The following is a 13,940-nucleotide window of genomic DNA, read 5'->3' on the forward strand; positions in this document are numbered from 1 at the left end:
TCCTTGTTCGTTCTAAGACTTTAGTTTCTTTTGCAATTCGTTATATTCTTCTTCATTAATCGATCCATCAACGAGCATTTTACGAAGCTGGGCGACTTTCATCCCATCCACTTTCGTTTCAATTGCAGCTTCAGGCACGGTTTGTTGCCGCCTTTTCATAAAGAGCAGCAGTAATCCTGCAGTCAGGACGCTCGCAGCAGAAATGCCTGCTATCGTAAATCCGAGCGGCACCTTTTCCGCCTTAACGGCCTTTGCCGGCGCTTGTTTCCCAACAGTCGATTCCATCAATTCATTCGTTGTCTTTGTTTCTGTACGGTCATACGAAAGGTGGACAGTGAAATCCTGTTCAGGCTTCATGTTCGCTGTCTGGTAAATATGCTTCTTCAAACCATAAGAATCGCCATGAGGTGTTTCAGTTGGAGCCGGATCCAGTTTCAATTTTGAGGACTCCATTGGTTCCACAACAACCACATTAAACATCGCAATATCTGTAAAGCTTTTGAATGTGTAGTCAAGCATTTTACTCTGTTTATCTGCTTTTATCGCATCTGTATAAAATTCGATAATGAATTTATATTGTTCCTTAGGCTGGATCTCCCTGCTTGTTTGCCAGGAAATCGTCCCTTTCTCCTGATCAAGCTCATACTCAATTTCGTACATCTGGGACAGGTCACTTGCATAATCGGCTACAAATCCGATCCGAAAGTTTTTGTCCTCAACCGGCAGCGGGATTTCTATTTTTCCCTTTTGCGCCTTGTCCGAGGAATTAATCAGGCTGCCTTGATATCCAATCAACAACGGAGGCTGTTCCGATTTCTTATCCTCTGGATGGTTCGCGAATTCCGGCAGAACCTGGACCGTCAGCTCTTCAAGCTTCAGGACATTCTCGTTCTTTTCTTCTGCAAAAGCCGCTCCCGGCAGCAATAGTATGAAACAAAAGATTAGACTGGCTATTTTGTTGCCCATCTGGCCACTTCCTTTCAAAGAGCTAAGTTTACGCGATTTGATTATTCGCCTACGCCCACTAATTCGAACAATTAGCATTCAAGTTGATACCTTATTTAAACCATGGATAGGAGTGCCATTCTGTGACCTAAATCACAAAATTTTTTCTAGTTCTTACCGAATTGTGAACGTAAAATGAGGGAGTCTTTCACAAATAACCCAGCATTTCGCTTTACTCTCACTTTTTATTTATGTGAAACGTGTGAAGTAAATATGAAGATTTGATGAACTTACACAAAACGTTCACAAATATTTTTAATAGCAAAAAAACAGGAGCCCATTAAGCCCCTGCCTTCAAAATTATTGATTATTTTCCACATGCATTTTTGATTTGACTGGCTGGCCGCCTTTTCTTTCGTAGGCTTTCTTTGCCCTGTCAATGAGGTTTAAATCAGTTCCAACTTCTACATCCTGGCTGTTATAGCCATTGCGGGTCTTTTGCTCAGGGTTGTTTTGCTTTGAACGCTTTTTCATCCTTCCGCCTCCCTTAGTAACGCTGCAGAATCAAATCATTCTGGACTTGCTGGAGTTGAAGCCTCATCCTGTTCAGCCTTTCGCGCTGCTGGGAGTTGGCACTCATTGCAAGGACTGCCATTTCGTTATAAGCATTCTCCAGTACTTGCAATGCCTCGGTATACCCTTCTGCATTATAATGCTCCTGCCTGGCAGTATGGTTATATTGATCCTGCGCAAATTCAATTGCTTGCTGGCATCTATGGATATAATCCTCAATTGATTGTCGGGTTGCCATTAACGTCCCCCCTACTTATTATTCAGCCCTCTTTTGGACTGGAATCTGCAGCATGCAGCTTCCCTCTTATTTTGTTCACTGCCGCGTTATCTATCACTCGATATTAATGGGAAGAAATGAAATGGCTTAACAGTGGACTTCATGGTAAAATTCTTTTTATGCCAAACATCTTTGGCAAAACTAAGAAATGATGGGGTGTCCCGAAATGGAACGTTTAAACCCTTTTCCATACGCATTAGACCATAAACGATACCATTCCTGGAATTATCACTTGCGCCAGGAGTTTGGCCATAAGGTATTTAAAGTCGCATTGGATGGCGGCTTTGACTGCCCTAACCGAGACGGCACTGTTGCCCACGGAGGATGCACATTTTGCAGCGCAGCCGGTTCTGGCGATTTTGCCGGCAGGCGAATCGATGAGCTCGAAGTCCAATTCAACGAAATTAAGGAAAAAATGCATACAAAATGGAAAGACGGCAAATACATGGCCTATTTTCAGGCTTTCACAAATACTCATGCTCCAGTATCAGTACTGCGGGAAAAGTTTGAATCGGTTCTTAAGCAGGATGGAGTGGTCGGCCTCTCAATTGCAACCAGACCGGATTGCCTCCCTGATGACGTGGTTGAGTACCTCGCTGAGTTGAATCAACGAACGTATTTATGGGTTGAACTTGGCTTGCAGACGATCCATGAAAACACAGCACAACTGGTCAACAGGGCCCACGACTTTGCGTGTTATGTAAAGGGCATTGAAAAGCTCCGCAAGCACGGAATTAGAATCTGTACACATATTATTAACGGACTTCCTTTAGAAACACCGGAAATGATGATGGAAACTGCACGTGAGGTTGCAAAGCTCGATGTTCAGGGAATCAAAATCCATCTCCTCCACCTTCTAAAAGGAACACCGATGGTAAAACAGTATGAAAAAGGCCTGCTCGAGTTTTTGTCCCTTGAAGACTATGTCACCCTCGTTTGCGACCAGCTTGAGGTGCTTCCCCCTGAAATGATTATCCATCGGATAACCGGGGACGGGCCTATCGATTTGATGGTCGGCCCAATGTGGAGTGTGAATAAATGGGAAGTGCTGAATAGTATCGATGCGGAACTAGTGCGGCGGAACAGCTGGCAGGGGAAGCTTTTTGAAAAGGCCGAGATGGCGGAAAGGAGAATTTTCCATGAAGCTTGACGGAGTGCTTCCTTTTGCAAGAGGGCTTTTACAAAAAGCGGTTCAAGAAGGCGGAAGCGCAATCGATGCGACGATGGGGAATGGCCATGATACGCTTTTCCTGGCAAATCTCGTTGGTGAAATGGGCAGAGTCTTTTCGTTCGATATTCAGGCTGAAGCAATCGAAGCCACCTCTAAACGGCTTGAGGATGCAGGCGTCGCAGACAGGGCGAAGCTTTTTCAAACGGGCCACGAGAATGCCGCCTCCTGTATTCCGGAGAGTTTCCACGGAAAGTTGCAGGCCGCCATTTTCAACCTTGGCTATCTGCCAGGCAGTGACAAGACGATCATTACTAAATCCGGGACGACCATTTCTGCGGTGGAACAAATATTCGAAATGCTTTCCCCCGATGGCATCATTGTTCTGGTAGTTTATCACGGCCATGAAGGCGGTGCAGAAGAACGAGACAACTTGCTCAAGTTCGCAATTGGGCTCGACCAAAAGAAAGCCTATGTCCTCCAATACGGATTCATCAACCAGAAAAACAATCCTCCATTCATTGTCGCAATCGAAAAAAGGTAAGAGGCTTTACTAATGGGTTCTCTCTTTAGGTGCAAAGTGGAAAAGCATGGCGATCGCCATGCTTTTTCCATTTGAAACCACTGGTGTTTTAGTGATTAATCAACTTACGGCCGAGATAGAATATGTATGAGAATTCATAGGCGGAGAATTTCCGGTTAATGTATATAAGGGGGCTTAAGAAGTTGGTATAAGCGGAGATATTCCGGTTAACTTCACTAAATAAAGTCAAAATACAATGATTTTTACATATAAACGGAAAAACTCCCCTTATTTTCAGGGAAATATGGGTATTTCCCAATTTAAGCGGAATGTTTCCGTTTATTTATCAAACACTGGGAAATCAACATTCAGTTATAACAGCTAAAAACCCTTTCCCATTGCGAACTGTTTGTATAATCAATTCATTGAGTCTTGCTGCAGGAGCGGGAGACGCTCTTGGGCCAATACGAATTTCTTGAATTCCCTGATCAGATATTATGATTTAAATTATTCAAATCATCCAAATAATTCAGCAGTACAAATTAAAAGCTGCCCCGAAAGGCAAGTACCTTTCGGGGCAGCTTTGTTTGATTAAATCAGCTTTGTTTTTGAAACAGCCGGTACGCTATACCGTTCATATAGAAAAATTTGCTAATCGGTCCGCCAGCTTTGATGATTTGTTTAGCCAGCTTTCTGACTCCTTCCTGGCTACGAACTTTGCTGTCTGATAAATACAACCCCAGAAGTCCTCTGTTAATCAGCTTGTGGAACTGCTGATTTGGCAGACCCTCGATATGGCGATCGGCTTCCTTCATAAAGTGTAGAAGTCGATTGAACAAAGTTTCCTGGTTTTTGTAATAAAAACAGAAATTCAGATCTCCGCCAAGCCTGTCCTCCTCCTGATCAATAAAGTAATCAAGAAGAATGTGTAATCCTTGGATATAAGGAAAATAGCCATTGACAACTTTCCTGGCATCTTCACTTTTAAAGCCACTTCCCATTGCATACGAAACAAGGCAGAAAACGCCAAGTGTAGACCCTGAACACGCCGAAAACTCATACCATTCCATGTCGGGCATTCTCTTTTTATGGCGTTCAAACCACTCTTTCAGCCGCCCTTCCCTTTCGTCCTGGCGTACATGCTTGTGAACCTGGAGCTCACAATAATAGCCGCATAGCTCAAGGAGATAATCCTGGATAACTGGATAACTATCCACCGACTGAAGGGCTTTCTTGCAAGTGGAAACAAGCTCTGCCAAATACCCTCCATCATCCTGGTCTTCCCGTTTGCTGTAATAATCTCCATAGCGTGGGCCAGGCAAGAGGGAATCGAACATGGCATCGTGCAGGCTGGCAAAGTCATCAGGGTCGAGCGAGGTGCTGCGGTCGCACAGATTATCGAGATAATCGCTGATTGTTTGGTAGGCAACAATAAATTTGATTGCCTTCCTGTACTCTTTTTTTGCTATTAACCCAAGAATGGATCCTCCCTCACAATGGAAGGTCTTTGTATCAATACTGGCAAGTGCCTGTTTGCGGAGCTCGTGATTTGGAATTGCTTGAGCACGCTTTTTCCAATAAGCCAACTCTTCCTTTACTGCCGGGAAAATTTTACGGTAGCTTACCGCCATAAGCCCGACTGGTTTTACTGGAATAATCAATTCAAAACCACCTACTTCTCTTCTGTAAGCACTTGCTTTGAAAAAAGCAAGGCTGGATCTAATCTGAAGCAGGAGGAGAGTGTTCTCCCCTGCAAGTGTCAAAAGAGCGGCTAAATGATATAGCCGATTGCCCTTAATTGACTGTTTACAAAATCTATTGCATATTGAAATACTTGCTCACGCTCTGGTTCGTTGAATATTTCATGGTAAAGGCCAGGCCATTCCTTATACCGCTTCTCCGACAATGGAACCTGGTTAAACCAGCTGCTGACAGCCTTTTTGTTTACGATCAGGTCATCGCCAGCCTGCATGACGAGAGTTGGGATGTCCTGGGTTTTGGACAGATCTTCAAACGCTGTTTTCATTGCATCCTGCAATTCCCGATACCATCTTACCGATACCTTGGTCACGTACAACGTATCATTCGAGTCCGCTTCCTGGACATCCTTGTTTCGTGTCGCCATTTGGACAGTAAGCCCTGAATTCATCCGAAGCGAAGGGAAAATAACATTCATGCCGTAGGAAAGGCCATTAATAACCTTTGATGGCTTATGGACGAGCCCGAGGCATGGCGAGGATAAAATAGCGCCTGCTAGTGTGTGTTCCTCTTCCTGCAATAGCCTGATCGCAATGAGCCCTCCCATGCTATGGCCAAGCAGGAACACAGGCAATCCATATGTATAGGCGGCCTGAATCCAATCTTTCACCTCTGTCAAATAGTCATCAAAGGAATCAATATGGCCCCTTAGTGAACGGGTTGTCATTCCCTGGCCCGGCAAATCACCCATAATAACATGGAAGCCTGATGTTCTCCACATCTCGATTAGCCATCCATAGCGCCCGTGGTGCTCCATAGCTCCATGAATCATGACAATAACCGCTTTCGCTTCTCCGTCAGCTTCCCATTTCCACATACGAATTCCTCCTAAAACCGAACTGCTCAATAAAAGTACTATATCACACCTGCGTTTACTGAAAACCCAATTTGCTTGCATCTGCTTTCCGCTTCGATAAAATGAAACATAGATTGTGGTAAAGGAGTGTCAATATGATTTACCCTTACAAAGGCAAGTATCCTCAAATACATAATACGGCATTCATCGCCGACTTTGCGACCATAACCGGTGATGTTGAAATCGGACCAGAATCAGGTATCTGGTTTAATACCGTCATCCGCGGTGACATCGCGCCGACAATTATTGGCAAGCGTGTTAATATTCAGGACAACTCAGTCCTCCACCAAAGCCCCAATAATCCGTTAGTTCTTGAGGATGAGGTTACAGTCGGGCATCAATGTATCCTCCACAGCTGCATCATCAGGAAAAATGCGCTAATCGGTATGGGATCTATCATTATGGACAAAGCGGAAATTGGTGAAGGGGCATTTATCGGAGCTGGCAGCCTTGTTCCCCCCGGCAAAAAAATCCCCCCAGGCACACTCGCGCTTGGACGTCCCGCCAAAGTAATCAGGGAACTGAATAATGAAGATATCCAGGAAATGCAGAGAATTACAAAGGAATATGCAGAAAAAGCGCAGTATTATAAAGAACTTGCCCAAGGCGGCGAAGATAAATAGACAGAAGGAGGCGGACCCTAAGGGAGCGCCTCCTTTCTTTGTTAATTCCCAGCGGTTTGAAATTCCTTTTCTCCGAATGAATACTTCTCTTCAACAAAGACCTGGTGCCAAATCATAAACACAAGAACAGTCCAGATTTTACGGCTGTTATCGGCTTTGCCCTGGCAATGGTCATCAAGGAGTCCAAGGATATACTGCTTATTGAATAAGTGGTCCGTATTGCTTTCACGAATAATATCCTTAGCCCAGCTGTTCATTTCATCCTTAAGCCAATGGCGGATTGGTACCGGGAAGCCAAGCTTTTTCCTGTCAAGGACGTGTGCAGGTACAAAACTTTCAGCTGCTTTGCGGAGGATGTATTTTGTCGTCCCATTGGCCGTCTTTAAATCAGCAGGAATTTGCGAAGCAACCCTGAATACCTCTTTATCGAGGAATGGCACCCTCAGTTCAAGAGAATGAGCCATTGTTACCCTATCTGCTTTTAAAAGAATATCTCCGCGCATCCACGTATGAATATCTATATACTGCATACGGTCAACAGGGTTGTAGCCCCTGGTTTCGGCAAAGAGCGGCTTTGTAATATCAGTGAAATCCAAGCCATTCCGGTATATATTCAATAGCTCACGCTTTTCGTCCTCGGAGAACATTTTCGCGTTTCCGATATAGCGTTCCTCCATTGGAGTTACGCCGCGTTCAATGAAACTTTTCCCCTTTGTTCCTTCAGGCATGATGTCGGCTATTCTCTTAAGAAGGACCTTTCCAACACGAGGTATTTTGTTGAATACCTGAAGATCGCCTGGTTCGCGGTAAATATTGTAGCCGCCAAACAGCTCATCGGCACCTTCCCCAGAGAGGACAACCGTTACATGCTTTCTGGCTTCGCGGGCAACAAAGTAAAGCGGAACACAAGCAGGGTCGGCTAATGGATCATCCATATGCCACATGATTTTTGGAAGCTCAGCCATATATTCTTCCGGTGTGATGACATATGAGATATTCTCCACACCGAGCTTTTCGGCTGTTTCCTTCGCAACATCAATTTCACTAAAGCCATTTCGTTCAAATCCAACCGAGAATGTCTTAATTGCCGGGTGGAATTCCTTTGCAATTGAGGCGATGATTGAAGAATCAATCCCCCCTGAAAGGAAGGAACCTACAGGCACATCGCTTCGCATATGGATTTTCACTGAATCATAAAGGATATCACGGATTTCCTTCACAAATTCATCTTCGGACTTAAAGACCGGTACGAAATTAGCCTTCCAGTAACGCTTGATTTCCATTGGCTGGCCAGCCTTTTTAGTAAAATAATGGCCAGGCTCCAGCTTATGGATGCCTTCTGTCATCGTTTCCGGTTCCGGAACGAACTGATACGTAAGATAGTGCTGAAGCGAGTCATAATTCATGTCCGTTTTTTCGAGGGCAAGCAAGATGCTCTTCTTTTCTGATGCAAAGAAGGTTTTATCCCCTTCATTGTAGTAGAAGAATGGCTTAATCCCGAAATTGTCACGAGCACCGAACAACATCTTTTCTTGCTTATCCCAAATAACAAACGCGAACATACCGCGAAGCTTTTCAACAGCCTTTTCCTTTAAATGGCTGTACAATGCAATAATAACTTCCGTATCTGAATGCGTTTCAAACGTTAAGCCTTCTTTAAGAAGCTCCTCACGCAATTCAACATAGTTATAAATTTCTCCGTTGAAGATAATCCAATAGCGTTCATTTTCATAAGTAAGCGGTTGAGCTCCGCATTCAATATCGATAATGCTGAGGCGCCTGAAACCGAATTGGATGTGTTCATCATAGTAATAACCATCATCATCAGGACCACGGTGAGTGATGATGTTATTCATATTTTTAAATAGTTGTTTTTCTTCATTTGAATAATTTTGGGGCTGTTCATGGACACAACCGATAAAACCGCACATTATGTAGTTCACCTACTCCGATCATTGCATTTTTGACTATACCTTTATAAGGCATACAGTTTATACTATCATTTTTCAGCAAAAAATGGCATAGGCAGCTTTAGGAAAAATAAGCCATGTCCATTATGCATCCTATCATATTTTATACCCTAAATTTATTTAGTCTGAACATTAGTTTTTCTGGATTTTCGCTCCATCTAAACATTCAAAACAAATTTAAAAAATAAACATCACAGAAAATTGGACGAAAAACAAAAACGGGAGTTACATAAAATATGCAACTCCCGATATTGAACCCTTTATTTCGAAGCCTGCTCCTTTAAAACCTCGGCTTTATCAGTACGCTCCCAAGGAAGGTCAACATCATTACGTCCAAAATGCCCGTAAGCAGCTGTCTGCCTATAGATCGGCCTGCGCAGGTCAAGCATGTTGATAATGCCGGCTGGGCGCAGGTCGAAATTGGATTCGACCAATTCAATCAGAACGTCTTCACTTACTGTACCCGTGCCAAAAGTATCAATTGAGATTGATACAGGACGAGCGACACCGATAGCATAGGCCAGCTGAACCTCAACCTTATCTGCAAGGCCTGCCGCCACAATATTTTTCGCGACGTAACGGGCTGCATATGCTGCTGAACGGTCGACTTTAGTAGGATCCTTACCGGAGAAGGCACCACCGCCGTGGCGGGCATAACCGCCATACGTGTCAACGATTATTTTGCGGCCAGTGAGGCCTGCGTCACCCTGAGGACCGCCAATGACGAAACGCCCGGTAGGGTTAATAAAATACTTCGTCTTCTCATCAATCAGATTGGACGGTACAACTGGGTTGATGACATGTTCTTTCAGATCTCGCTGTATTTCTTCCAGAGTTACCTCTGGACCGTGCTGTGTTGAAATGACAATTGTATCAATCCGAATTGGCTTGTCATTTTCATCGTATTCAACGGTTACCTGGGTTTTCCCGTCTGGGCGAAGATATGGGAGAGTTTCGTTCTTGCGGACTTCTGTCAGCCTGCGGGAAAGCTTGTGTGCAAGCGATATCGGAAGCGGCATGAGTTCTTCAGTTTCATTACAGGCAAACCCGAACATAAGACCCTGGTCACCCGCACCGATTGCTTCGATTTCTGCATCGGTCATTTGGCCTTCACGGGCTTCCAGCGCTTGGTCTACACCCAGTGCGATATCGGCGGATTGCTCATCGATTGATGTCAATACTGCACACGTATCCGCATCGAAACCGTACTTGGCACGAGTATAGCCAATGTCCTTGATCGTTTCACGAACAATTTTTGGAATGTCAACATACGTTGATGTAGTAATTTCGCCTGCCACCAGGACAAGCCCAGTTGTGACAGACGTTTCAGCAGCGACACGTGCATTTGCGTCTTTTGCCAAGATTGCGTCTAAGATTGAATCAGAAATTTGGTCACAGATTTTATCTGGATGGCCTTCCGTTACTGATTCTGAAGTAAATAAACGGCGTTTTGCTGGCATCTGGATTCCTCCTATATGTTTTGCTAATAGAAAGTGCTGAACACTTTCCAAGTAAGCATTGAAACTATGCCTCTGGCTTCGCCAATCGGCGTATTTTTTATAAATGAGGTCAGCTGTGGACATACTCCGGCCTGCAAAAAACCTCGGTCACGGTACTCATTTCCCTAAGTAGTATGAAGTAAACATGGGGTTTTTATAACTACACCAATCCCTTTAGGCGGCTGGGCCAAATTGGATTTAATGAGATCCCCAAGGGACGCCAATAAAGGCAGCAAAAATAAAAAACCTTCCCTGTAGTGAGGAAAGGTTCAATTGCAAAATTCGCGCCTTTCACTCTTATCGTTCAAGGCATACGCCTTGCGTCAGGTTGGCACCTTTGCTAAAAGGTTTCACAATTAGCAGGTTGCCGGGTTTCATTGGGCCTGTCCCTCCACCGGCTCAGGATAAGAGAGTATCCGTTCAAGGGTAAATATTATCATAAACGCTTCGCATGTCAATGGATTTAACAAGAATTTCAATAGTTTATGGCAAAATGGGTCACTTGGTGTTTCAAATATGCTATAAAGAGCAGCTTCCATTTTCACACGTTGTTCCCAGCCACTTATAGCGGTTCCTGGCAATCCAGTTATAGACAGGTGTACCTATGATTGACGCAAAGGGGAAATACAGGAGAATACCAGGCAAAAATGTTAACGGAAATTGAAGCAGCATTTTTCTGGCGGCGAAAAATCCCCTATAAACCTTCGCACCTTCCAATACATGCAGCTCCCTTCTCAGATCAACCGCGCGGAAAGAAGGCTTGAGGCCCTTTTTTTCATACTCCTGCAGCGACACCCATTTAATTCGCCTGAGCCAGTCAAGTTTCATCGACTTTTCCTTCGAAGCTTTGCATAATGCACAATTTCCATCGTAAAGCGCAAGTAATGCCATAACGACCCTCCGTTTTTTAAAAAAAGATTCGCCGGCTAATAATGTACCTCATTTACACCAATGTGTTATACTATTTTCGGGATGAGGCTTTACAAAATTATCTAAAAGGGGAAATAAATTTACCATGAATGGAGTACAAATTCCTGAGAATCTGAGCAATCTCTTAAGCGGGGGCAACATACTTACCCAACTTTCTGTACCACAGCTCGTTGAAAAAATCCTTAGCCGCAGAGAGGGCATCCTTACATCTACTGGTGCCGTTTCCGTTTCAACTGGAAAATACACTGGGCGCTCGCCAGAAGATAAATTTATTGTCGACGAGCCCTCCATTAGCAGTAAAATTGAGTGGGGTAAAATCAACCGCCCTATTTCCGAAAAAAACTTTACTACCTTATATAATAATGTAATTGATTATTTAAAACAAAAAGATGAGCTTTTTGTCTTCAATGGATATGCGGGTGCTGATCAGAAATACCAGCTGCCTATCCAGGTTATTAATGAATTTGCCTGGCATAATTTATTCGCCCGCCAATTATTCATCCGCCCTGGCCAATCCGGGCTTTCTGGGCACAAACCGGAATTTACAGTCATCTCTGCTCCCGGTTTCAAAGCAGATCCTGCCCTCGATGGTACAAACTCGGAAACATTCATCATCATTTCATTTGAAAAAAGAACAGTCCTGATCGGTGGGACGGAATATGCAGGTGAAATGAAAAAATCAATCTTCTCTGTTATGAATTACCTTTTGCCCGAATCCGGGATTATGCCGATGCATTGCTCGGCAAACGTAGGCAGTGAAGGGGATGTTGCATTGTTCTTCGGGCTCTCCGGCACTGGAAAGACGACCCTTTCAGCTGATCCCAACCGCCGTCTGATTGGTGATGATGAGCATGGCTGGTCCGCTAATGGGGTGTTCAATATAGAGGGTGGCTGTTATGCAAAAACGATCAACCTCTCGAGAGAAAAGGAACCGCAAATATTTGATGCCATTTGTTTTGGAGCAGTCCTTGAAAATGTCGCGGTTAACCTGAAAACACGGAGAACAAATTATGACGATGGCAGCTTGACCGAAAATACTCGGGCGGCTTATCCGCTCGAAGCGATTCGCAACATTGTTACCCCAAGCGTTGCCGGCCATCCGAATACGATTGTATTCCTAACTGCGGATGCGTTCGGGGTCCTTCCGCCACTATCTATCTTAACGAAGGAACAGGCTATGTACCATTTTCTAAGCGGCTATACGTCAAAATTGGCTGGCACCGAACGTGGCATCTCCTCGCCCGAGGCAACGTTCTCGACTTGCTTTGGGGCTCCTTTCCTCCCATTGCCGGCAAAACGGTATGCGGAGATGCTTGGCGAAAAAATTCTCGAGCATAATTCAAAGGTCTTTCTTGTTAACACAGGTTGGACAGGAGGAGAGTACGGAGTTGGCAGCAGGATGAAATTAAGCTACACGAGGGCAATGGTCCAGGCCGCGCTTGAAGGGGAACTCAACAATAGTGAAACAGTCCGCGATCAGATTTTTGGGCTTTATGTCCCCCTCCATGTACCAGGTGTGCCTGATGAAGTGCTCCAGCCGGAAAAAACGTGGCAGGATGCGCAAGATTACAAACGAAAGGCAACAGAATTGGCCGCCCAATTCCGTGAAAACTTTAAAAAGTTTCAGGGTATCGATCCTTTGATTGAACAAAAAGGCGGGCCGCTAAAATAGGTGGAAAAAGCAAATGAGGCTTCCAGACGGGAGCCTCATTTTTGTTTGCTAATTTGGAGAATAAAGCGAGATGAGTTCATACGTAATCCTTGTTACCGTCCCTCCCCATTCTACTTTCGTGATTCTTGCCGTTCCGCTCGAGTCAGCATCAATGGTTTTGCGGATGTCAATTGGGATATCGATTGGATAAAGTCGATAGCCTTCTTTTTCAAGAACAAATAGATTCTCCTCAAGCCTTTCTTCCCTGCCCTTTGTGACAATCATGGTGTTCAGTTCTAGAGGCATGCCCATGACCGTTCCTCCTTTATGCAATGATCCTTCATTCTATTTTATCACTACCAAGCTTGCTTTTTCATCCATGCACAGAGGTCTTTGACTACTTTTCTGTTTACGTTCGGAGGAAAGTAGTGGGTAAACTCGTCAAAGTACCAAGTTTCCGGGTCTTTTCCGAGTTCTCTCATCCGTTTTTCCAAACGATAGGCATGTTCAATGGATACATTGTCATCATGGACACCGTGAATAATTAATACCGGGGGCACGAGTCTTTCAAGCTCATAGAGCGGTGTCCTGCTTTCATACCGTTCCGGGTACTTTACCGGTGTTCCTCCAATGACCCGTTTCATCATCCTCCGTAAATCCTCACGTTCTACATAGGTAAGGCTCATATCGCTCACACCGCCCCAGGTTACGACAGATGCAGCCTCAGGAAACTCGATGGCCGTCATGAGTGCCATTACACCTCCCCTTGAGAACCCAAAGATATGAATATGGGAAATACCAGGCATTTCCTTCAACACCTGGTAGGCCGAAAATGCATCAATCCGGTCTTCCCCAGCGAAGTCTTCGTCCCCTTCCCCACCTTGATTGCCTCGATAAAAAGGTGCAAAAACAACAAAGCCCTCGGCGGCAAATTGGGCAATTCTAGCCGGGCGGACCTTTCCTACATTTTTAATACCGCCCCGCAAATACAAAAATCCATCCGTCACCTCTCCAGCAAGCGGCTTTGCCAAAAGACCTTTTACCTTTAAATCGCCTGACATATATGTAATAAGCCATAATCCAATATCTGGATTTGGAGACGGGAATTTTTCCTTTGAGATAATTTTTCCATCTGCTGCTACTTCCATAATACATCCTCCTTTATTT

Annotated in this window: 14 protein-coding genes and 1 riboswitch; of the genes, 4 read left to right on the forward strand and 10 right to left on the reverse strand. The window is 44.5% G+C overall.

Features of this window, described 5'->3' with window-relative positions; genetic code table 11:
- Positions 1-12: 12 nt before the first annotated feature.
- The 3 genes from A8F94_RS06195 to A8F94_RS06205 all read right to left on the reverse strand — a co-directional run bounded on the left by A8F94_RS06195 (position 13) and on the right by A8F94_RS06205 (position 1,756).
- Complete coding sequence (locus tag A8F94_RS06195) at positions 13-966, reverse strand: hypothetical protein (RefSeq protein WP_066197017.1); 954 nt, start codon at positions 964-966, stop codon at positions 13-15.
- Between the two features lie 339 nt (positions 967-1,305).
- Positions 1,306-1,479, reverse strand: coding sequence for a glycogen biosynthesis protein GlgD (locus A8F94_RS06200; RefSeq protein ID WP_066197018.1), 174 nt, complete (start codon positions 1,477-1,479; stop codon positions 1,306-1,308).
- Between the two features lie 13 nt (positions 1,480-1,492).
- Positions 1,493-1,756, reverse strand: coding sequence for a YtzC family protein (locus tag A8F94_RS06205; protein WP_066197020.1), 264 nt, complete (start codon positions 1,754-1,756; stop codon positions 1,493-1,495).
- A gap of 205 nt (positions 1,757-1,961) precedes the next feature.
- Between A8F94_RS06205 and A8F94_RS06210 the strand changes: the two genes are divergently transcribed.
- The gene (locus A8F94_RS06210; RefSeq protein ID WP_066197023.1) at positions 1,962-2,945 is read left to right on the forward strand and encodes a TIGR01212 family radical SAM protein; all 984 of its coding nucleotides are present in this window, start codon (positions 1,962-1,964) and stop codon (positions 2,943-2,945) included.
- Positions 2,935-3,507 carry a class I SAM-dependent methyltransferase gene (locus A8F94_RS06215; RefSeq protein WP_066197025.1) on the forward strand — a complete coding sequence of 191 codons (573 nt, stop codon included), beginning with the start codon at positions 2,935-2,937 and terminating at the stop codon, positions 3,505-3,507. The genes A8F94_RS06210 and A8F94_RS06215 overlap by 11 nt, the downstream gene beginning before the upstream one ends.
- A gap of 575 nt (positions 3,508-4,082) precedes the next feature.
- Here the strand turns inward: A8F94_RS06215 and A8F94_RS06220 are convergent.
- A complete protein-coding gene (locus A8F94_RS06220) occupies positions 4,083-5,147 on the reverse strand; it encodes a tetraprenyl-beta-curcumene synthase family protein (protein WP_066197026.1) in 1,065 nt (354 codons plus the stop codon).
- Between the two features lie 110 nt (positions 5,148-5,257).
- Positions 5,258-6,061, reverse strand: coding sequence for an alpha/beta hydrolase (locus tag A8F94_RS06225; protein ID WP_066197028.1), 804 nt, complete (start codon positions 6,059-6,061; stop codon positions 5,258-5,260).
- Between the two features lie 134 nt (positions 6,062-6,195).
- Between A8F94_RS06225 and A8F94_RS06230 the strand changes: the two genes are divergently transcribed.
- Entirely contained in the window at positions 6,196-6,723 is a 528-nt protein-coding gene (locus A8F94_RS06230) for a gamma carbonic anhydrase (RefSeq protein ID WP_066197030.1), read from the forward strand.
- 41 nt (positions 6,724-6,764) lie between these two features.
- Here A8F94_RS06230 and asnB read toward each other — a convergent pair whose 3' ends face one another.
- The 3 genes from asnB to A8F94_RS06245 form a co-directional block, all read right to left on the reverse strand.
- Positions 6,765-8,654 carry an asparagine synthase (glutamine-hydrolyzing) gene (gene asnB / locus A8F94_RS06235; RefSeq protein ID WP_066197032.1) on the reverse strand — a complete coding sequence of 630 codons (1,890 nt, stop codon included), beginning with the start codon at positions 8,652-8,654 and terminating at the stop codon, positions 6,765-6,767.
- Positions 8,655-8,953: 299 nt separating this feature from the next.
- Entirely contained in the window at positions 8,954-10,153 is a 1,200-nt protein-coding gene (gene metK / locus A8F94_RS06240; protein WP_066197034.1) for a methionine adenosyltransferase, read from the reverse strand.
- Positions 10,154-10,486: 333 nt separating this feature from the next.
- Positions 10,487-10,603: riboswitch (SAM riboswitch) on the reverse strand.
- Between the two features lie 108 nt (positions 10,604-10,711).
- Positions 10,712-11,083 carry a thiol-disulfide oxidoreductase DCC family protein gene (locus A8F94_RS06245; RefSeq protein ID WP_066197036.1) on the reverse strand — a complete coding sequence of 124 codons (372 nt, stop codon included), beginning with the start codon at positions 11,081-11,083 and terminating at the stop codon, positions 10,712-10,714.
- 124 nt (positions 11,084-11,207) lie between these two features.
- Between A8F94_RS06245 and pckA the strand changes: the two genes are divergently transcribed.
- The gene (pckA, locus tag A8F94_RS06250) at positions 11,208-12,794 is read left to right on the forward strand and encodes a phosphoenolpyruvate carboxykinase (ATP) (RefSeq protein ID WP_066197038.1); all 1,587 of its coding nucleotides are present in this window, start codon (positions 11,208-11,210) and stop codon (positions 12,792-12,794) included.
- 48 nt (positions 12,795-12,842) lie between these two features.
- On the opposite strand, the gene A8F94_RS06255 is transcribed toward pckA, so the two are convergent.
- Entirely contained in the window at positions 12,843-13,085 is a 243-nt protein-coding gene (locus tag A8F94_RS06255; RefSeq protein WP_066197041.1) for a DUF2584 domain-containing protein, read from the reverse strand.
- 44 nt (positions 13,086-13,129) lie between these two features.
- Complete coding sequence (locus tag A8F94_RS06260; protein ID WP_066197042.1) at positions 13,130-13,921, reverse strand: alpha/beta hydrolase family protein; 792 nt, start codon at positions 13,919-13,921, stop codon at positions 13,130-13,132.
- Positions 13,922-13,940: the final 19 nt, after the last annotated feature.

The sequence above is a fragment of the Bacillus sp. FJAT-27225 genome (genome assembly GCF_001685025.1).
Lineage (GTDB): Bacteria > Bacillota > Bacilli > Bacillales > Cytobacillaceae > Bacillus_D.